The sequence below is a fragment of the Croceibacterium xixiisoli genome (genome assembly GCF_009827305.1).
Taxonomy (GTDB): domain Bacteria; phylum Pseudomonadota; class Alphaproteobacteria; order Sphingomonadales; family Sphingomonadaceae; genus Croceibacterium_C; species Croceibacterium_C xixiisoli.
The window spans coordinates 777,196-797,709 of record NZ_WTYJ01000002.1; the positions used below are offsets into that span (position 1 = coordinate 777,196).

A 20,514-nucleotide genomic window follows, 5' to 3' on the forward strand; every position below is an offset into this window, starting at 1 on the left:
TTCCAGCCGGCTTTTCCATTTCAATATTGAAATCTGTTGGCAAGCAGAATGGCGGAAACAAAACGATCTCAATTCGTACATGCTTCCGGCGCAAAACCTGCGTTTGCAATTTTAACGGTTCGGAAACTGTCGAATCACATGTTGCGCCGAGGGAGAACAGGATAAACACACATGGTCGGTTCACCTGCGGACCCCGCTGCATTCAAGAGCTATTTCATTCGTCAGGTAATCTGGCCCATTGCCTTTGTCATTCTCGCCGTACTTCTTGCCGCGAGCCTGGGCCTTTACTGGTCCACCAGCAAAAGTGACGAGGTCGCTTTGGTCCGCCAGACCGAAGCGGTCACCCTCGCCATTCGTGGCAGCGCGTCGCAGCTGGCGCATGAACAGGGCAGCATTGCCGACTGGGAACCGCTGATCGACCAGATGCAGCAGCGTCCGCTCGACAAGGCGTGGCTGGATTTCGAGATTGGCGGCTGGCTGGAGGACGTTTTTCAGCATCATGCCACGCTGATCTTCGGAGGCGACGACAAGGTCCTCTATTCCTATCGATCGGTTCGCGCTCCGCCGGAATCCCGTCTCGACAGGATTGTGGCGGACCTGCTCCCCCTGATTGGTGCCATGCAAACCTATCCAACATCGAACGGGCAGGATCGCCAGCCATCTTCGCCGGCGTCGGGTTTGCCATCTCAGTTTGAAATGCGGGAAGGTGCGGACATCTATCTGATCGCCGGACATCCGGCAGCGGTCAGCATTCAGCCGATCGGGCGCGGGGCGAAAGACCGCGCACCGGGGACAGCGACAATCGTCAGCATTCGCTTTCTCGACGAACCCTATCTGGCCGGGCTCGGCCGAAGCCGGCAGATCGACGGCCTCAGATTTTCCGCCTCTTCCGCTTTGCAGCCGGGCGAAGCCTCCACCGCCTTCGAGGATCAGCAGGGACGATCGATCGGCTTCTTCCTCTGGCGGCCGGATCTTCCGGGCACCACCATCCTGATGTTCATCGGCCCCTTGTCGGCAGGCCTGGCCGCCTTGCTGCTCGTCGTGATGGGGTGGCTGGTGCGCTCGCTCTGGCGATCGGGTCGGCAATTGTCCAACACGGTGGTCGATCTGCAGGCCAGCGAGGCCCAGGCGCAGCATCTGGCCTTCCATGATGTGCTTACCGGCCTGCCCAACCGCGCGCTGTTCTATGATCGGCTCGATCAGGCGCTGGCCCGCGCGCGGCGGGGGCAGCCCTGCGCCATTCTCGCGCTGGATCTGGACCGCTTCAAACAGGTCAATGACTCACTTGGCCATACGGCGGGCGATGCGCTGATCCGGGAATTCGTCGTCCGGCTGAACGGATTGGTCCGCAGCGGGGACACGGTGGCGCGCCTGGGCGGCGACGAGTTCTTCATTCTGCTCTGCGACACTTCACGGCAGGAATATGTCGCAAACCTGTGTGACCGCATTCTGGCGGCCGTCAGCCAGCCCTTCAACCTGATCGGTCATCAGGTCTATGTCGGGGTCAGCATCGGCGTGGCGCTGATCCCGGAGGCAGGGCTTGATCGCGGCGATCTGGTGCGCAAGGCCGATATCGCCCTCTATCGCGCCAAGCGGGAAGGGAAGGGGCAGTTCCGCATCTTCACCCCGTCCATGGACGACAGCGTGAAACTGCGCGCGGAACTGGAAGACGATCTGCGCCGGGCCATCCAGGCGGGCGATCAGATGCAGGTCTATTATCAGACCGAAATGGCCCCGGATGGCAACACCGTGCTGGGTCTGGAGGCGCTGCTGCGCTGGCAGCATCCGGTCCGGGGGGCGATCTTCCCCGATCAGTTTATCCCCCTTGCCGAAGAAACCGGGCTGATCACGCCGCTCAGCGAATTCGTGCTGCAGAACGCCTGCCGCATGGCCAGCCGCTGGCCTGACATCTTCATCGCCGTGAACCTGTCCGCCGTGCAGTTCCGCACCGCCGGACTGGCGGAACGCTTCATCGATATCGCCGCCTGCGCCAATTGCGATCCGCACCGCATCGAACTGGAAATCACTGAAAGCGTGCTGGTGGAAAAGGATGACGTCGCGCGCAGCATTCTGGAAAAGCTGAGGGCCGCGGGTTTCCGCATCGCGCTGGATGATTTCGGCACCGGCTATTCCAGCCTCAGCTATCTGCGGCAATTCAAGGTCGACAAGATCAAGATCGACCGCTCCTTCGTCCGCAATCTGGGTCATGACACCGAAGCCAGCGCCATCGTCGCCTCGGTCGTCACCCTGGGCCACGCCATGGGCCTGACCGTGACAGCCGAAGGCGTCGAAACCCGCGATCAGCAACGCCTGCTGTCAGCGGCCGGCTGCAACGAATTGCAGGGTTATTATTTCTCCACCCCGATGCCGGAAGCGGAGATGAATGCGCTGCTGGAGACGCGGTGGGAACGGCCTGATTTCGCGGCTTAGGCTGGGAGGGTATATGAGCAGCCTTCAGCAGACTTGCATTCGCAACTGTTCAAGACCTATTCTGCTTCAGCTAGCCAATCATTTTTACGGGTTATTTGGATGATACATGATCATCATTTAAATATATGGGTTAACAATGTGCAACAATTTCAGGATAAAAAATTTATAGTCTCGGGATTTCAATTCAACGGAGAATTCGGTTTTGGTGTCGAGGGAAAGAAATGCGATGAAGGAGAGTTTTTCCTAATATCCAGCTTTGGCAAAGAGCGAGTTTTTGCTGGTATTTCCTATGTTCATACGCGAGATCAGCATATGACTTGGTCATTGTCTGGGCCACAAATTCCTCAATCACCATTCTTGATTACATCATGTCAAGATATCGAGTATTTCGAATGTGGTTTCGTAGAATTTTTTCCATCCGGGGAGGCTGAAAAAATATTCTCTAGAGATGGAGAGAGAAATTATCCTATTTTATCAAAATCATTTATAGGAATTTTAAGATTTGGATATGATGGTTTTTTCATGTTCAAGTATTATTTTAAAGAAAAACCATATTTAGAAGAAAAAGTATTCTTCTCAGAATGGAATATTGAAGCCGGTTTGGTTACAGGATTATAAGTTCATAAGTTTAGCACTAGAATTGCGTAGACTCACGGACAAAATCCTCTTCGGTCGGCACCCGCACGCTTTCATCCGCGCTGTCCCACAGTCGCGACAGTCGCAGCGCTTTGGCAAACTGAAAATACACCTCGCGCACCGTCACCACGATGACGCAACGGGGAACTTTCCCGTCGTGCATAAACGATTGCGTCAGTTCCGCGTCGGCCGTCACCACAGCTGTGCCGTTCACCCGCACCACATTGTTGCTGCCCGGAACCATGAACAGCAGGCTTGCGCGCCCGTCCGTCACGATGTTCCTCAGCGAATCCAGCCGATTGTTGCCGCGCCAATCGGGCAGCAGCAGGGTGGTGTCGCCCGCAATCCGCACCACAGCTGCGCTGTCGCCGCGCGGACTGGCATCGGTGCCATCGGGCCCGACAGTGGTCAGCACCACGAACCGCGCTTGGCTGATCCATTGCCGATACGCCGGGGTCAGATGGCGGGCGACCTTGGCCAGCGCATCAGGCCGGGCCGCGCCATACAGGCTTTCCAGTTCCGCAATGCTCGCGATCTCCTGCACAATTCTCTCCGCCCGGCCATTCCGGGTGACGCGGCCATAGCACACCCGCCGGGGTGACTGTCATCCGCCTGCAATGCGTTCTTCCGCTGATTGCGCACATGTTATAGGGGCGCGGGTTACCGGGGCTCTGTCTCATCCCCATATATGAATTCAGCAATCTGGAAGCGTTCTATGCCTGCCTATCGTTCACGCACCTCCACCCATGGCCGCAACATGGCCGGCGCGCGCGGTCTCTGGCGTGCGACGGGGATGAAGGATGGCGATTTCGGCAAGCCGATCATCGCCGTCGTCAACAGCTTCACCCAGTTCGTGCCGGGCCATGTCCACCTCAAGGATCTGGGCCAGCTCGTCGCGCGGGAAATTGAGGCGGCCGGGGGCGTGGCCAAGGAATTCAACACCATAGCTGTGGATGATGGCATCGCCATGGGGCATGACGGCATGCTCTACAGCCTGCCCAGCCGCGATCTGATCGCCGACAGCGTCGAATATATGGTCAATGCCCATTGCGCCGATGCGATGGTGTGCATTTCCAATTGCGACAAGATCACCCCCGGCATGCTGATGGCCGCGCTGCGGATCAATATCCCGGTCGTGTTCGTGTCCGGCGGCCCGATGGAAGCGGGCAAGGTGATCCTGAATGGCAAGGAACACGCGCTCGATCTGGTCGATGCCATGGTCGCCGCAGCGGATGAGAGCATGAGCGATGAAGACGTCGCCGCCATCGAACGCTCTGCCTGCCCCACCTGCGGCAGCTGCTCGGGCATGTTCACCGCCAATTCGATGAACTGCCTGACGGAAGCACTGGGCCTGTCGCTGCCCGGCAATGGCTCTCAGCTGGCGACCCATTCGGACCGCAAGCAGCTGTTCGAACGGGCCGGGCGGCTGGTCGTCACGCTGGCGCGTCGCTACTACGAAGAAGACGATCTCAGCGTCCTGCCGCGCAGCATCGCCGGCTTCCATGCCTTTGAAAATGCGATGTCGCTGGATATCGCCATGGGTGGTTCGACCAACACCGTGCTGCATCTGCTGGCCGCCGCGCATGAGGCGGGGGTCGATTTCACCATGGCCGATATCGATCGGCTGTCGCGCAAGGTGCCGGTGCTGTGCAAGGTCGCCCCGGCCAAGGCGGACGTTCATATGGAAGATGTGCACCGCGCCGGCGGCATCATGGCCATTCTGGGCCAGATGGAAACGGCCGGCCTGATCAATGCCGCGCTGCCCACGGTTCACAGCCCGACCATGGCCGATGCGCTGGATGATTGGGATGTCAGCCGCACCCGCAACAACAAGGTGCATGAATTCTACGCCGCCGCCCCCGGCGGTGTGCCGACGCAGACGGCCTTCAGCCAGTCGCGCCGCTGGGAATCGCTCGATCTGGACCGCGAAACCGGGGTCATCCGTTCGGCAGAGCACGCCTTCAGCCAGGATGGCGGGCTTGCCGTGCTGTCCGGCAATATCGCTATCGACGGCTGCATCGTGAAGACTGCCGGGGTGGATGATTCCATCCTCAAGTTCGCCGGCCCGGCCAAGGTGTATGAAAGCCAGGATGCCACCGTTGCCGCCATTCTGGCCGGGGACGTGGTTGCCGGCGATGTCGTGGTGATCCGTTACGAAGGACCGCGTGGCGGGCCGGGCATGCAGGAAATGCTCTACCCCACCAGCTATCTGAAGTCGAAGGGGCTGGGCGCCGCCTGCGCGCTGATCACCGATGGCCGTTTTTCCGGCGGCACCTCGGGCCTGTCGATCGGCCATGTCTCGCCCGAAGCGGCCGAAGGCGGCACCATCGGGTTGGTGGAAAATGGCGATATCATCAATATCGACATCCCCGGCCGCACGATCACGCTGGATGTCAGCGACGATGTGCTGGCAGCCCGCCGCGCTGCGATGGAGGCAAAGGGCGCCAGCGCCTGGCAACCGGCCAAACCGCGCCCGCGCAAGGTGTCCGTCGCGCTGCAGGCCTATGCCGCCATGACCACCAGCGCCGCGCGCGGGGCGGTCCGCGACGTGACCCAGATCACCCAGAAGCGCGGCTGATCCAGTTGATGTGTCTGTCATGGAGGCGGCGGCGCGCTGGTGCGCCGCCGCCTCCATTGGTGTATGGCGTGCCCATGCCGATGTCTGATCCGATCCTGGCCGTGGCGCAGATGCGCGCCGCCGAACAGCAGTTGATCGATGACGGGACTGATGTGCATGAATTGATGCGCCGGGCCGGGCAGGGCGCGGCCGCCTGGGTCTGGCGCATGGCGGCCGGCCGCCCGGTTACCGTCCTGTGCGGCCCCGGCAACAATGGCGGCGATGGCTATGTCCTGGCCAAATGGCTCCGCGCCAAAGGCTCGCCCGTCTGCGTGATCGCCCTGCAACCACCCCGCACCGACGCTGCCCGCCGCGCAGCCGAGCTCTATGGCGGCCCAGTACAGCCATCCGCTGGCGATATTTCGGGCGATATTCTGGTCGAATGCCTGTTCGGCACCGGCCAGAACCGCCCGCTCGATGTAGCTACCCAAGCCTTGCTCGATCATTGCGTCGCACGGCATCGCCGGGTGGTGGCAATCGATCTGCCGGCCAATGTCGACGCTGACAGCGGCGCCCTGCTCGGGCCTGTTGCCACCCAGGCGATGACCCTGGCGCTGGGCGCCTGGAAGCCGGCCCATTGGCTGATGCCCGCCGCCATGCATATGGGCTTGCGCCAGCGGGTGGAGATCGGGCTCGCACCCATCACCGGCGGCTTGCGGCTGGCGTTGTCCGATCCCCTGAATGCCCCGGCGCCCGACGCCCACAAATACACCCGCGGCATGGTCGGCGTGATCGGCGGGGACATGCCCGGCGCCGCGCTGCTGGCGGCAAAGGCGGCCATGCATGGCGGCGCGGGTTACGTGAAACTGCTGCCCCAGCAAACGCCTGCCGTCGTGCCCGATGCGTTGGTTGTCGACACGAAGCCGCTGCCTCATGCGCTGGACGATCCGCGTTTCGCTGCGCTCCTTGTCGGTCCGGGATTGGGGCGGGGCGATGCAGCTTTGGAGCGGCTGGCCAAGGTGCTGGCTGCCGCCCGCCCTACCGTCATCGATGCCGACGCGCTGCATCTGCTCGAACCCGGCATGGTCAAAGGGCGCAGCGATCTGGTCGTCACCCCGCATGAGGGCGAACTGGCCCGGCTCTGCGCCCGCTTCGGAATTCCCGCTGGCAGCAAGCTCGCCCGCGTGCAGGCGCTCAGCCAGGTATCCGGCCTGACCGTGCTGGCCAAGGGACCGGACACGGTTCTGGCAGCAGCGGACGGATATTGCGCCATCCTGCCGCCTGCTACGCCCTGGCTTTCGACCGCCGGAACCGGCGATGTGCTGGCCGGATTGCTGGCCAGTCGGCTCGCGACCGGGGCGGCGCCCGTGCGTGCTGCGGCGCAGGCCAGCCGTATCCATGCGCAGGCAGCGCGCGCTTCCGGCGCGGCCTGGAACGCCGACGGGCTTGTGAAGGCGCTCCCCGCTGCCTACGCGGCTTTGTTGTGACTGAAGCTGAAACAATTCTCCGAATCGCGTCCAAGGGCGACGGCGTAACCGCATCCGGCCGCCATGCGGCGCTGGCTGCTCCGGGTGATCTGCTGCATGGTGATGGGCGGGTGGAACCCGGCCCGCATCACGCAACGCCCCCCTGCCGCCATTTCCTTCACTGCGGCGGCTGCGAGCTGCAGCATTGCGACGATCCCAGCCTGATCGACTACATCACCGGCCGCGCGGTGTTCGTCGCCGCCAACAACGGCATCACGGCAGACAAGCTCGCCCCCACCCATCTGTCCCCGCCGCACAGCCGCCGCCGCGCCAGCCTGCGCGCGCAGAACGGCGGCGGCCGGCCGGTCATCGGTTTTCGGGAGGCGGGGTCGCACCGCGTCATCGATCTGCGCGAATGCACCATTCTGGCGCCCGAACTCTTCGCCCTGATCGAACCGCTGCGGCGCATGCTGGGCAAGCGGCGCGATCGCTATGGCTTTGATATCGTGCTGACCTTGGTTGACCAAGGGGTCGATTGCGCGATCAAGGGGCTGGAATTGGAAGGCCTCGAACAGACCGAGGCTTTGCTCGATTTCTGTCGCGACAACCGGCTGGCGCGCATGGCGCTGGACATGGGCTATGGCGCGGAAACCATGTGGGAACCCGAACCCGCGACGATCACCCTCTCGGGCGTGCGCGTCGATATGCCCAGCGGCGCTTTCCTGCAGGCGACGCCCGATGGCGAAGCGGCGCTCGTCGCTGCGGCGCGCGAATGGCTGGCCGATGCTCCGCGGGTGATGGATCTGTTTTCGGGCCTCGGAACCTTTGCCTTCGCCCTCGCCGATCGCTCTCAGGTGGTAGCGGTGGAGGCCGCGCGAGATGCGCATCTGGCATGCAGCATGGCAGCCAAACGCGCGAGGGTTCCGGTGGAAGCATCGCATCGCGATCTGTTCCGCAACCCCGTCCGGCCGGAGGAATTCAAGGGCTTCGACGGGGTGGTGCTCGATCCGCCGCGCGCCGGCGCGCGGGAGCAGGTGCTCCGGCTGGCCGGCAGCGATGTGCCGCGCATCGTCTATATCAGCTGCAATCCGTCAAGCTGGGGCCGCGATGCCAAGACGCTGGTGGATGCCGGATATCGACTGGCCGAACTGCGCCCGGTTGGTCAGTTTCGCTGGTCCACCCATGTCGAACTGGCCAGCCTGTTCGTGAAGGATGCGGCGCAATCCTGACGGTTTTACGCCAAGGCGGCGATGATCTGGCGGAAAAGCCAGTCATTGTCCGCCGGATCGGAAAAGGCGTGATCGGCATCAGGGCGTGTGGTGACACGGTCATCCGCGCCGCCCCAGCCATCCCGAAATGCCTGCGCCGTCCGGTCGCGCCCGGCCAGCAGGAAGCGGATCGCGCCAGGATAGGCGGCGATGCCATTACGCATGTCCTGCAGCAGCGTGGTTGGCGGCGGGGGCGGGCGCAGCGCACGCACCACGCCGGATGCCAGCTTGCGTACCGATACGCCGCCGCTGACCAGCCGCAGCAATTCACGCGGATTGGCCAGCTTTTCGGCATAACGCGCGCGAATGGCGGCGGGCGGCATGGCGTCCGCCGGGGCATCCTCTTCAAAGGTCCAGGGGTTGGTCAGCACCAGCGCATCGCAACCGCCGCCGCCATTCAGCATCAGAGCGCTGGCGGCATCGCAATTGCCCAGACCAACCACTCGGGTCAGATCGGGACATTCGGCCCGGAACGCCTCCAGCGCGGCGGCAATATCTTCGCCATTGCCCAGAAAACCGGCGTTTTCGCCTTCGCTGTCGCCAATGCCGCGCCGATCGAACCTCATCACGGGAAATCCGGCCTCGGCCACGCGGGCAGCCAGCCGGGCCTGCCCGGAAAAGGCACCCGATCGCAGCTCATTTCCGCCGCTGACCAGCAGCAGCCCGCTGGTGCCGGAGGCGTCGTCCAAGGTTGCGGCCAGGGTGGATCCCGCGCAAACAAAGCTCAGATGGCGGCGGGTCATGCGGCCGCCGGCCTTCCGGCAATGATTGTCGCCAGGGCTGCGGCCTGCTGCGGGTTGTGATCGGGCTCAGCCCGCAGCCACAGGGCGCCGCCGCCGCCAAGATCTTCCTGCGCGATACGGCGCAGCGTGGCGAGGGGCTGGGCGCTTTCCAGGGCATGGATCATGCGGGGCCCCAGCTGCCAACCACCCAGTTCCAGCCCGGCGCTGCGCCCGGTCTCCAGCAGGCTTTCACGCGTTTCTTCGCGTCCTGCTTCCCGGCTGGCCAGCACGCGCGCGCGCAGCATGGCCCTCAGCAAGGCGGCACCGCCAATCGGCGCCAGTGCCCAGCCGGGATAGCCGGCCGGCGCAATCATCGCTCCACCGCGAAGGGCCAGCACATGGCTGGCGCCGAAATGGGTGATGGCCCGCTGCACATCGGCCTGCCATCCGGTCAGGGTCTGCGTCTGCAGTGGCGCCAGGCTCTCGTTGCAGCCGGGCAGATCGGGCAGGAAACAGTCGATTCCCTGCTGGTCCAGCAGGCGCATGGTCGCCACGGTGAAATGGCGCAGCTTGTTCGCCTCTTCAAACAGCGCCGGCAGCACCAGCACACGGATCACCCGACCGCGATCGAAGGTCACGGCCAGCTCTGATCCGGCAGGTGAGCCAGGCCAGTCGGCCAGCATGGTGGAGCGTCAGCCCTGTGCGCGCTTGGACTGGACGAAGGCCAGCAGCGCACCGAAAGTTTCCAGCATTTCGCCGTCAACCTCGTCATCCTCGATGACGATATCCAGCCGGTCCTCGATTTCGGTCAGCAGGCCGGCCACGGCCATGGAATCCATTTCGGGAAGATGGCCGAACAGGCCGGTGTTTCCGTCAATGGCGGCCACGCGGTCGTCATTCAGGCCCAGCACGTCGCGGAGCACGCCGCGCAGCGTGCGATCGACGAATGCCGCTTCGTCTGCTTCACTCGGCTGAGTGCCGTCCTGCGGATCAATGGTCATCGTTGCCCCTCTTTTCCGTTCCTTACAAAGGGAAGCGGAACGGTAACCCGGCAAATCGGGTCATGGATTGCTCTAGACATCGCGTCGCCGCGAAACAAGCTGACGCAGCCAGCTTCGTGCGATCACCGGCCAATTGCGCGGATTTTCCCGGCGCCACATGGTCAGCCGGTAACGCGGGCGGATGGTTTCCATCCAGTCCCGCTTGTAGGGATCGTTGCCCGTTCCGAAATCGACCAGTTCAACGCCATCATTATCAATAACTTCGGCGAACAGCGCCGCGGTCAGCGTGGTGCCGGCAGAAAGCGGCTTGGCGCTTTCGCGATGGGCGAGCTTGTGGATATAGGCCGTGCCGCCTTCCACCGTCCAGAATTGGGCCGCGATCACTACGCCATCATGCCGGGCCAGGCCGAACCGTATCCGCCCGGCACCTCCCTCCGCCATCGCAAACCGCCTCAGCAGCGCCGGATCGCCTTCCTCCGGCTTCCAGCTTTCGCGATAGACCGCTTCATATTCGTCCCATGCCTCGGCATTGAAACGGGTGAACAGTTCGACATCGACCTTTTTTGCCTTGCGCTTCAGCGTGGTGCGTAGCGCGCCGGGTCGATCGGCGAGGAACTGGGCATAGCTGCGCCCGCCCACCGGCAACACATGGTTGGTATCGCAAATCTCCCGCTGCACCAGCCAACCCGCTTTGCGAAAGGCGGTTTCCAGCCGACTGGCGGTGCCGTCTTCGTCGGGCAGCTTGTCCAGCACCATGGCAGGGGTCCGCCTCGCCAGGTCTTTCGCGAGCGATCCCAGCAAGGCGGGGCTTTGATCCCCGGCGGTCGCCATCGGGGCCCAGGTGAAGGCATACCAGTTGGACAAAGGGGTCAGCCTGCGACTGTGATCGGCCAGTGGCAGCGCCACAGCCTGGTCGCCATCCTGCGCCATGGCAAACAGCGGACGGTCGATGCCGGTTTCCAGCATGCCGAACCACTCTGTCCGGGCAAAGGGATTTTCCGCAATCCAGCCTTGCCCTTGCAGATCGTTAACCGTCCGGTGATAGCTGATCGCTGTCACTCATTCTTCTCCAGGAATGCCATGCCCGTAGCGCTCGATCCCGTACCCCGTCCGCTCGATCATCTGACCGAGTTTGGCGAAGCTGCGGCGATCGCGCTGCAACTGCGTGGCACAGCGCTTAGCTGGAAGGACTTAAGAACCCGTGTCGGCACGCTCGCGACCTGGCTGCAGGCGCAATTGCCGGGCCCGGGGGCACGCGTGGCCAGTTGGGCCGCCAAGGGTGAACTCACCTGTCTGCTGCCGCTGGCAGCGGCGCGGGCCGGGATGGTGCATGTGCCGATCAATCCGCTGCTCAAACGCGCGCAGGTGGCGCATATCCTGGCCGACAGCGGCGCCAAACTTTTGATCGCCAATGCCGGGCGAATTGGAACGCTGGCCGATGGCGACGTGCCGCCAGGCTGCGAGATCTTCGAAGAGGGGGAGGAACTGGCCTGGGCTGGGGAATTCGATCCGCTGCCGCTGTCATCAGCCGATCCGGACGACATTGCCGCAATTCTCTATACCAGCGGTTCTACCGGCCGGCCCAAGGGCGTCGTGCTCAGCCATGCCAATATGTGGCTCGGTGCGGTCAGTGTCGCGCATTATCTGGGCCTGGAATCCGATGATGTGGTGCTGGGCGTACTGCCGCTCAGCTTCGATTATGGCCAGAACCAACTCCTGTCCACCTGGCGGGCAGGGGGCTGTGTCGTTCCGCTCGACTATCTTACCCCGCGTGATGTCGTGCGTGCCTGCGAACGTCACGGCGTCACCACGCTGGCGGCCGTCCCCCCGCTGTGGGTGCAATTGCTGGGGCAGGAATGGCCGGAGCGCGCTGTTCAGGGGATGCGCCGCCTTACCAACAGCGGCGGCGCGCTGACCGTGGATATGGTGCGCGGCTTGCGCGGCCTGTTCCCCACCACCCGGCTGTTCCCGATGTATGGCCTGACCGAAGCCTTCCGTTCGACCTTCCTCGATCCCGATCTGGTGGATGCCCATCCGACATCGATGGGGCAGGCTATTCCCTTTGCCGAAATTCTCGTCATCGATGATGAGGGAGCCCCGACAAAGTCTGGCGAAGAAGGGGAGCTGGTCCATTGCGGTCCGCTGGTCGCACTGGGTTATTGGCAGGACCCGGAACGATCGGCCGAACGCTTCCGCCCGGCACCGTCCGCCTCCCGCTCTGGCGGCATGGCCGTCTGGTCCGGCGATCGGGTGACCCGGGATGCCGATGGGCTGCTCTATTTCGTCGGTCGGCGCGACACGATGATCAAGAGCGCTGGCAATCGCATCAGCCCGCAGGAGGTAGAGGAGGCAGCCCTCGCCACCGGCCTGGTGGTGGAGGCTGTGGCGCTGGGGGTGCCCGATGACCGCCTGGGCCATGCCGTCCATCTGGTGGTGCGCGGGCGCAGCGGAGGCAATTCCGATGCCGATGCGCTGGCGACCTTGCTGCGCGCCGAGCTGCCCAACTTCATGCAACCACAGGTGATCCGCTGGCTGGATGCGATGCCGATCAATCCCAATGGCAAGATCGATCGCAATGCCCTGCTGGATCAGGCTAAATCAGGAATTACTCAATGAAGCCGCTAGGCCCTATCCCCGCTGGCTTTGCGGTTATCGATGGTGAATTGGCCATCGCCGGACTAACCGCCAGCACGATTGTCGAGCAGGCTGGTCAGACACCCTTGTTCGTCTATTCGGCGGATATGTTGCGCGCGCGGATGGCGGCCCTGCGCGCGGCCATGCCCGAACAATTGCATATCCACTATGCGATGAAGGCCAATCCCTTTGCACCGCTGCTGCGCTTGATGGGGCAATTGGTCGACGGCTTCGATATCGCCAGCGGCGGTGAACTGGCCATGGCAATCAATGCCGGGCTTGATCCGGCGCGCATCAGCTTTGCCGGACCGGGCAAGCGCGATGGCGAGCTTGAACAGGCGATTGTCCATGGGGTCACGCTGAACTGCGAATCCCCTGCAGAAATCCGGCGGTCGCTTGCCATCGCCGATCGCGTCGGACGGGTCCCGCAGCTGGCCATCCGGGTCAATCCATCCTTCGAACTGCGCGGATCGGGCATGAAAATGGGCGGCGGGGCCAAGCCGTTCGGCATGGATGAAGCGCTCGTGGTCGATGCCGCGCGCCTGATCATCGATTCCGGCGCGCAGTGGCGGGGCCTGCATATCTTCACCGGCAGCCAGGCCCTCGATGCCGCTGCGATCGTCGAAACCCAGGACAATGTCCTGACGCTGGCCGCGCGGCTGACCGCAGAGATCGGCGTCCCCTTGCCGCATCTCAACATGGGTGGCGGGATGGGCATTCCCTATTTTCACGGGGATCAGCCGCTGGACCCTGCCGCTGTCGGCAGGCCTCTGGCGGACCGTCTGGAATCCCTGCCGCCCGAACTGGCAGGCACTGATTTTGCCATGGAACTGGGGCGCTATCTGGTCGGCGAAGCGGGGGTTTACCTGACCCAGATCATCGATCGGAAGGAAAGCCATGGGCAGGTTTTCCTGATCACCGACGGCGGATTGCATCACCAGCTCGCCGCGTCGGGAAATTTCGGCACCGTGGTGCGGCGCAATTATCCGGTCGCCATCGCCAGCCGATATGGGGCTCCGGCGGAAGAAGATGCCAATGTCGTGGGCTGCCTGTGTACCCCGCTGGACAGGCTGGCCGATCAGGCCGCACTGCCGCGCGCCGATGTCGGCGATCTGGTGGTTGTGTTCTGTGCCGGTGCCTATGGCGCCAGCGCCAGCCCTTCGGCTTTCCTGGGGCAGGGTGCAGCCGCAGAGATTTTGATTTAATCGATGTGGCAGCTCTGTCCCGCTTTGGGACTGATGTGTAAAATCCGGCCAAATCATGCGGTTCTGGATAGAACAGCTAACGCAATGTTCACCCTTTTTGGCGAAAAAGTGACCGGATCCGCGGGTGGCGGGTCATGTGCGGACCTTCAGGCCGCTCCACCTGGCTGCCCGAAACCGCGAGGACGCGTCAGAATGCGAAAGAGTTTTATCACCCGAGTCACAGGCGCGACGGCGCTGGTTGGCCTGCTTCTTTCGGGCTGTGCCAGCTCTGGCGGGCAGCAGCTTGCCCCGGCCAGCTTTGTGGCCATGCAGGAAGGTCCTGGTGAAGAATATGTGATCGGTCCGCTTGATGAGTTGACCATCCATGTCTGGCGCAATGAAGAACTGGGCGCCAAGATTCAGGTTCGCCCCGATGGGCGGATCACTACGCCGCTGGTGGCGGACCTGCCCGCCGTGGGCAAGACCCCGACTATGCTGGCCGAGGATATCCGCCTGCAGCTGTCGCAATATATCGCAGAACCGCTGGTGACGGTGATCGTCAACCAGTTCGCCGGCACATTCAGCCAGCAGGTCCGGATCGTCGGTGCTACTGAAAAGCCGGCATCGCTGCCCTATCGCGCCAATATGACCCTGCTCGACGCAATGATTTCGGTTGGCGGGCTCAGCGAATATGCGGCCGGCAATCGGGCCAAGCTGATCCGGTTCGACAAATCCACCGGCAGCCAGCGTGAATATGCGCTGCGCCTGGCGGATCTGCTCAAGCGTGGCGACAGCGAAGCCAATGTGATGCTGATGCCGGGCGATGTGATCATCATCCCCGAAAGCATGTTCTGACAGGAGCCGGCGCTTGAACCTTCTTCTCGAAGAGCTGCGCACAGCGCTCTGGACGGTGTGGAACCGCCGCTGGCTGGCGCTGGCGGTGGCATGGCTGGTGTGCCTGCTCGGTTGGCTGGCCGTGGCCATGATCCCCAATACCTATCAGTCGAAGGCCCGGATTTTCATCCAGTTGGATGATGTCCTGGCCCAGCAGATCGGTATCGGTTCCGGCAGCCGGGAGAAGGATATCGAGCGCGTCCGGCAAACGCTGACCAGCGCGGTCAATCTGGAAAAGGTCGTGCGCGCCACCCGCTTGGGCGACGAAGTCACCACCCCGAGCCAGATGGAAGCGGCCGTTGCTGCCGTCGGCAAGGATATTCTGGTGGTCAGTGAACAGAACAATCTGTTCGAAATCACCGCATCGAGCGGTCGCAGCTATTTGTCCGATGCGGACAACGCCAAGCTGGCTCAGGATATCGCCCAGCGGATGATCGATATTTTCCGGGAGGAGAATATTGGCGGCTCGCGCGGTGAAATGCGCGAAACAATCGACTTCCTTGATCAGCAGCTGGCATCGCGCCAACGCGCTCTGGAAGAGGCAGAACAGGCCCGACTGAATTTCGAAGCCCGACACCCGGAACTGGCCGGTGGTGCGCAGGGCATGGCGACCCAACTCGGATCGATCCGGTCGGAACTGCGCAGCGTCGAGGCCGATCTTGCTGCCGCGCAGAGCGCGCTGGCAGCCATGGATGGTCAGATTGCCGGCACGCCGCGCACGCTTGTTACAGCTGGCGCTGGTGGCGGCCCACGCGGGGCACTGGCCCAGGCAGAGGCCAATTATTCCGCCATGCAGGCCCGTGGCTTGACGGACAATCACCCGGATATGGTGTCGCTCAACAAGCAGATCGCATCGCTGCGTCAGCAGGTTGCCAATGCGGGCAGTGACTCCGGCTCCGCTCCCAATCCGGCCTACAGCTCGCTCCAGGCCATGCGGGTCGAGCGCCAGGCAAATGTCCAGTCCCTGCAATCGCGCGCGGCGGCGCTGCGGTCGGAAATCGCCTCCATCAGCGCCAGCCAGGCGCAGGAACCCGGCGCGGCAGCGGAAGCCCAGCGGATCAGCCGCGATTATGATGTGCTGCGCCAGCAATATGACAAATTGCTGCAGGATCGCGAAGAGCTGCGGCTGCGCGGCCAGGTTGAAACCGAACGCAGCGCGGTGAAGTTCGAAGTGGTCGATCCGCCAACGACGCCGCGTGTTCCGGCCGCGCCCAACCGGCCGGTGCTGTTGCTCGGTGTATTGGTGGCGGGAATTGGCGCCGGTGCCGGGCTTGCCTTCGCACTGGGGCAGCTCAATTCCACCTTCGCCACCGCCAGCAAGCTCGAACGAACTTTTGATCTGCCGGTGATCGGGACCGTTTCGCACATGCTGACCGACGCCGCGCGCAAGCTTCAGCGCAAACGGCTGCGGCAATTTGCGGCAGCGACCGGCACACTGGTAATTGTCTTTGTGGTCTTGCTGGGCGCTGAATTCATTCAGCGCGGCATGGTCGCCTGAGGAGCAGGGATATGACTGAGCATACCAAGATCCCGCTTCCTCCAAAGCGCAGCAAATCCCTGTTCGAACGGGCAGACGGGCATTTCGGCCTGGGCGATTTCGCTCCGGCGCCCGTGCCTGAAAAGCTGGAACCGGGCCTCAACCGTCGCCCCGACAAGCCGGTGCCGCGTCGCGCCGTGCCGATGACCGAGGAAGAACGCCTGTCCGAAGGCGTGGTGTTGACGCCGATGGGCTCCGATCCGGAACCGGTCGAGGCGCCTGTTCACACTGCAGCGCCTGCTCCGACGCCCTCATCGGCACCGGCTCCCACGGCGTCTCCGCCGGCAACGGTCGCTGCACCGGCGTCCGAGGCAGAGGCGCCGCGCGCCTCGCTTCCGCAATTGGCTCAGCGGGTCGAGTTTTCGGCCCAGCGGCATCATATCGATCGGGCCCATCTGCGCGATCTTGGCTTGATTGTGCCGGATGGTCAGGTGACAGCGCTGTTCGAGGAATTCCGGATCATCAAGCGGCAGGTGCTGCTGGCGATCCGCGACGCTCAGCGCGCGGGGCAGGGCGCTTCGGCGCAGCGGATGCTGATCTGCTCCCCGTTGCCGGGTGAAGGCAAGACCTTCTGCGCCGCCAATCTCGCGCTGGCAATCGCGTCTGAAAAGGACACGGAGGTTGTGCTGGTGGACGCGGATTTCGCCAAGCCATCGGTGCTGTCGCTGTTCGGATTGAAGACGCAAGGCAAGGGCCTGATGGATGCGCTGGCAAACCCGGCCGTGCGCGTGGAAGACTGTGTCATCCCGACTGATGTGGGCGGGCTCTATGTCCTGCCAGCAGGCAATCAGACCACGACTGACAGCGAATATCTCTCCAGCCTCCAGACGACGATGGTGCTGGAACGGCTCACCCAGGGCGCGCCCAACCGCATCCTGATCTTTGACAGTCCACCGGCACTCGCGGCATCGCCGGCGGCCGAACTGGCCAAGCTGGTTGGCCAGGCCTTGGTCGTGGCGCGCGCCGACAAGACCGGGCAGAGCGCGCTCGAAGACGCATTGTCGCTGCTGTCCGCCTGCCCGGACATCAAGCTGATCCTCAACGCCACCCACTTCAGTCCCAGCGGGCGCCGGTTTGGCGCCTATTACGGATACGGGGAATAATCGCGATGAATACCGCCGCTCATAAGCTTGCCCTGGCGCTGGTCGTTTTCGGCCTGCCAGGCACGGCTTTCGCCCAGACGGGCCCGACCGAGCAGGAAGAAAACACGCGCGACGGCGGCAGCCGCAGCCGGGTGGTCGACATCAACCCTTATATCGAAGCACGTCAGGTTCTGACCACCGAGCTTGAGCCGGGCAGTGACACGGTCACCTATACCGGGCTGGCTGTCGGTGTGGATGCGACGGTTGCCAATCGCTACAGCTCGGGTTCCATCGGTGTACGCTATGAACGGCGCATCGGTTGGGAAGACGGCAGCCTGGACGGTGACACGATCAGCGGTATCGCGCGCGGTTCGCTGGCGCTGGTGCCCAATGTCCTGACGATCGAGGCGGGCGGTCTGGCCTCCCGCACCCGGGTCGAGGGTGATGGCAATACTTCGATCGGCGGTTTCGGGACCACCGACGGCGGCACCAGCCAGATTTATTCGGCCTATGCCGGCCCATCGGTCCGCACCACCGCCGGCCCGCTGCAGGTCGAAGGGCATTACCGCTTCGGGTACACCCGCGTCGAGACCCCCGATGCGCTGGTGCTGGCGCCCAACACGGCGCCAATCGACGTATTCGACGACAGCACCACCCATTCGGCGCAGGCACGCGTCGGCGTGGCTCCGCGCACGGTCCTGCCGGTGGGCCTCAGCGTGGGCGGTGGCTGGAATGAACAGAACATCTCCAACCTCGATCAGCGCGTCAGTGATCGCTACGCGCGGGCCGATGTGACTGTGCCCGTAACCCCCACGCTCGCGCTGGTCGGCGGGGTCGGCTATGAAGATGTCGAGATTTCCAGCCGCGATGCTGTGCGCGATGAAGATGGAATCCCGATCATCGGCAGTGACGGTCGCTATGTGACCGACTCCAGCGGTCCGCGCCGGATCGCCTATCAGACGGACGGGTTGATCTGGGATGCCGGCGTGATGTGGCGGCCGAGTACGCGGACATCGCTGGAAGCGCGGGTGGGCCGCCGTTACGGGTCGTCGACCTATTATGGCACTTTCGCCTACGCGCCAAGCGAGCGGACCTCGATCAATATTTCGGCCTATGACAGCGTCAACGGCTTTGGCGGTGCGCTGATGAACCGGCTGTCTTCGCTGCCCACGCAGTTCGATGCCCTGCGCAATCCGATTACCGGCGATATCGGCGGATGTGTCGCGGCGCTCGAAGGTGGCAATTGCATCGGCAGCGGGCTTGGCTCGATCCGCTCTTCCGTATTCCGCAATCGCGGCATCGCGGGCAGCTATTCCCGGCAGTTCGGCCGCACCAGCTTCGGGTTCGGCGCTGGTTACGACAACCGCAAATATATTGGCGCACCGGGTACGGTTCTGGCCAGTGCCAACGGGGTCGTCGATGAAAACGTCTGGCTGGCGGCCTATGCCAGCACCCAGCTTGACCGCCAGTCCAGCTTGACCGCCAATGGCAGCGTTAACTGGATGAACAGCGGTTTCGACGACAGTGGCACAGCCGTGGGTTACAGTGCTTCGCTCGCATATTTCCGCAATCTGATGGGTGGCCTCAGCGCCACGGCTGCGGTCGGTCTGGATGGTATCAGCAGGCCGGATTTGAATGATTTCATGGCGGCATCCGCATTGGTTGGTCTGCGCTATTCCTTCCGCCCGACCCGAGGAGATTGAGTATGTTTGATGATTTCTACGGGCTCGAAGGAAAGCCGTTTCAGCTTACCCCGGATCCGGAATTCTATTTCCGCAGCATAACCCACCGCAAGGCACTGTCCTATCTGGGTTATGGCCTGGCACAGGGTGAAGGCTTCATCGTCATCACGGGGGAGGTTGGGGCGGGCAAGTCCACGCTCGTCGCCCATATGACCACCTCGGTTGATCGCGAACGTCTGACCGTCGCGCAGATCGTCACCAGCAAGCTGAATGAAGAAGAGATCATCCATGTCGTGGCCCAGAGCTTCGGCCTGGATATCGAAGGGCATGACAAGGCGAGCGCGCTGGGTGCCATCGAAGGGCTGCTGCATGAAGAGGCGCGCGCGGGCCGTCGCTGCCTGCTGGTCGTCGATGAGTCGCAGAACCTGTCGGTCGATGCGCTGGAAGAACTGCGCATGCTGTCGAACTTCCAGCTGGGCAACCATCCGCTGCTGCAGACGCTGCTGCTGGGTCAGCCGGAATTCCGCACCACGCTGCAGCAGCATCCCTCGCTGGAACAGCTGCGCCAGCGCGTGATCGCGGCCCATCATCTGGAGCCGATGGAAAAGGGGGAAATCGAACCCTATATTTTCCATCGTCTGATGAAAGTGGGCTGGAACGGCAATCCGGCCTTCGATCAGCGCGTCTTCACCGAAATGTATGACGCCAGCGGCGGTATTCCGCGCCGGGTCAATCAGATTGCCAACCGCCTGCTGCTGCTGGGCGCGGTGGAAGAACGCTCTCGCATTGATTCCGCCATGCTGAAGGCGGTGCTGGAAGAAATGGAAGGGGAAAAATACTTCCCCCAGGCCGCACCGGCGCCGATGCCCCGGCCAGACGCACGGCAGGAATTTCGTTCGGAGCCGGTTGAAGACCCCCGGATCGTGCCTTTTGCCGCACGCGTACCGGCCGGCGCCGAGGAGGCGGTGGAACTGGGCGCAGACCATATCGCAAGCCCGGCTGCGGAAGAACCTGCGCCCGCGGTTGCGCAGATCGATCTGGAAGCGATTGACGCCATGCTGGCGGAACGCGATTCCCGGATTGCTGAACTGCAACGCGCAGTGGCAGACATCCCGCCCCCGTCCGAACCGGGCGTGGATGCAGCGCGGATCGACATGCTCTTGTCAGACCGTGATGCACAGATCGCCGAACTGCGGCAGGCTTTGGCGAACATTCCTGCCCCGACGGAGGCGGAAATCGGCTTCAGCCAGCTCGATGCCATGCTGACGGATCGCGATGCCCAGATCGCCGATCTGCGTGATGCGCTGGCGAATATTCCTGCGCCGCCCGCGCCGGAGGTGGAGCGCGACCAGCTGGATGCCATGCTGGCAGAACGTGACGCGCAGATTGCGGAACTGCGTGATGCGCTGTCTAACATCCCT

Annotated in this window: 16 protein-coding genes and 1 pseudogene; 12 read left to right on the forward strand and 5 right to left on the reverse strand. The window is 63.2% G+C overall.

Annotated elements, in window-relative coordinates; translation table 11 throughout:
* Positions 1 to 171 precede the first annotated feature (171 nt).
* Positions 172 to 2,430 carry a putative bifunctional diguanylate cyclase/phosphodiesterase gene (locus GRI97_RS12715; protein ID WP_161391539.1) on the forward strand — a complete coding sequence of 753 codons (2,259 nt, stop codon included), beginning with the start codon at positions 172 to 174 and terminating at the stop codon, positions 2,428 to 2,430.
* Between the two features lie 33 nt (positions 2,431 to 2,463).
* Positions 2,464 to 3,048 (forward strand): hypothetical protein, encoded by a 585-nt coding sequence (locus GRI97_RS12720; protein ID WP_161391540.1) that lies wholly within the window; start codon positions 2,464 to 2,466, stop codon positions 3,046 to 3,048.
* A gap of 16 nt (positions 3,049 to 3,064) precedes the next feature.
* Here GRI97_RS12720 and GRI97_RS12725 read toward each other — a convergent pair whose 3' ends face one another.
* The gene (locus GRI97_RS12725; RefSeq protein ID WP_161391541.1) at positions 3,065 to 3,610 is read right to left on the reverse strand and encodes an MSMEG_1061 family FMN-dependent PPOX-type flavoprotein; all 546 of its coding nucleotides are present in this window, start codon (positions 3,608 to 3,610) and stop codon (positions 3,065 to 3,067) included.
* Between the two features lie 171 nt (positions 3,611 to 3,781).
* On the opposite strand from GRI97_RS12725, the gene ilvD reads away from it, so the two are divergent.
* From ilvD to GRI97_RS12740, 3 genes are all read left to right on the forward strand, one after another.
* Positions 3,782 to 5,644: a dihydroxy-acid dehydratase gene (gene ilvD / locus GRI97_RS12730; RefSeq protein WP_161391542.1), complete on the forward strand. Its 1,863-nt coding sequence runs from the start codon at positions 3,782 to 3,784 to the stop codon at positions 5,642 to 5,644.
* Positions 5,645 to 5,724: 80 nt separating this feature from the next.
* Positions 5,725 to 7,110: an NAD(P)H-hydrate dehydratase gene (locus GRI97_RS12735; RefSeq protein WP_235917783.1), complete on the forward strand. Its 1,386-nt coding sequence runs from the start codon at positions 5,725 to 5,727 to the stop codon at positions 7,108 to 7,110.
* On the forward strand, positions 7,107 to 8,318 hold the full coding sequence (locus GRI97_RS12740) for a class I SAM-dependent RNA methyltransferase (RefSeq protein ID WP_161391544.1): 1,212 nt from the start codon (positions 7,107 to 7,109) through the stop codon (positions 8,316 to 8,318). The genes GRI97_RS12735 and GRI97_RS12740 overlap by 4 nt, the downstream gene beginning before the upstream one ends.
* 5 nt (positions 8,319 to 8,323) lie before the next feature.
* On the opposite strand, the gene GRI97_RS12745 is transcribed toward GRI97_RS12740, so the two are convergent.
* From GRI97_RS12745 to GRI97_RS12760, 4 genes are all read right to left on the reverse strand, one after another.
* On the reverse strand, positions 8,324 to 9,100 hold the full coding sequence (locus tag GRI97_RS12745; RefSeq protein ID WP_161391545.1) for a hydrolase 1, exosortase A system-associated: 777 nt from the start codon (positions 9,098 to 9,100) through the stop codon (positions 8,324 to 8,326).
* Complete coding sequence (locus GRI97_RS12750; RefSeq protein WP_161391546.1) at positions 9,097 to 9,762, reverse strand: alpha/beta hydrolase family protein; 666 nt, start codon at positions 9,760 to 9,762, stop codon at positions 9,097 to 9,099. Before GRI97_RS12750 ends, GRI97_RS12745 begins: the two co-directional genes overlap by 4 nt.
* A 9-nt stretch (positions 9,763 to 9,771) precedes the next feature.
* On the reverse strand, positions 9,772 to 10,080 hold the full coding sequence (locus GRI97_RS12755) for an acyl carrier protein (RefSeq protein ID WP_161391547.1): 309 nt from the start codon (positions 10,078 to 10,080) through the stop codon (positions 9,772 to 9,774).
* 72 nt (positions 10,081 to 10,152) lie between these two features.
* A complete protein-coding gene (locus GRI97_RS12760; protein ID WP_328598549.1) occupies positions 10,153 to 11,139 on the reverse strand; it encodes a GNAT family N-acetyltransferase in 987 nt (328 codons plus the stop codon).
* Between the two features lie 21 nt (positions 11,140 to 11,160).
* Between GRI97_RS12760 and GRI97_RS12765 the strand changes: the two genes are divergently transcribed.
* The 7 genes and pseudogenes from GRI97_RS12765 to GRI97_RS19010 all read left to right on the forward strand — a co-directional run.
* Positions 11,161 to 12,696 carry an acyl-CoA ligase (AMP-forming), exosortase A system-associated gene (locus GRI97_RS12765; protein ID WP_161391548.1) on the forward strand — a complete coding sequence of 512 codons (1,536 nt, stop codon included), beginning with the start codon at positions 11,161 to 11,163 and terminating at the stop codon, positions 12,694 to 12,696.
* The gene (locus tag GRI97_RS12770) at positions 12,693 to 13,919 is read left to right on the forward strand and encodes a pyridoxal-dependent decarboxylase, exosortase A system-associated (RefSeq protein WP_161391549.1); all 1,227 of its coding nucleotides are present in this window, start codon (positions 12,693 to 12,695) and stop codon (positions 13,917 to 13,919) included. Before GRI97_RS12765 ends, GRI97_RS12770 begins: the two co-directional genes overlap by 4 nt.
* Positions 13,920 to 14,111: 192 nt before the next feature.
* On the forward strand, positions 14,112 to 14,753 hold the full coding sequence (locus GRI97_RS12775) for an XrtA/PEP-CTERM system exopolysaccharide export protein (protein WP_161391550.1): 642 nt from the start codon (positions 14,112 to 14,114) through the stop codon (positions 14,751 to 14,753).
* A gap of 13 nt (positions 14,754 to 14,766) precedes the next feature.
* Positions 14,767 to 16,290 (forward strand): XrtA system polysaccharide chain length determinant, encoded by a 1,524-nt coding sequence (locus GRI97_RS12780; protein WP_161391551.1) that lies wholly within the window; start codon positions 14,767 to 14,769, stop codon positions 16,288 to 16,290.
* A gap of 11 nt (positions 16,291 to 16,301) precedes the next feature.
* Positions 16,302 to 17,432, forward strand: a complete 1,131-nt coding sequence (locus tag GRI97_RS12785; protein ID WP_202392729.1) for a P-loop NTPase family protein — start codon at positions 16,302 to 16,304, stop codon at positions 17,430 to 17,432.
* A 5-nt stretch (positions 17,433 to 17,437) separates the two neighbouring features.
* Positions 17,438 to 19,114, forward strand: coding sequence for a preprotein translocase subunit YajC (locus GRI97_RS12790; RefSeq protein WP_161391552.1), 1,677 nt, complete (start codon positions 17,438 to 17,440; stop codon positions 19,112 to 19,114).
* Positions 19,115 to 19,116: 2 nt separating this feature from the next.
* Positions 19,117 to 20,013, forward strand: a pseudogene (locus GRI97_RS19010) (XrtA/PEP-CTERM system-associated ATPase); the annotation flags it as partial.
* Positions 20,014 to 20,514 lie beyond the last annotated feature (501 nt).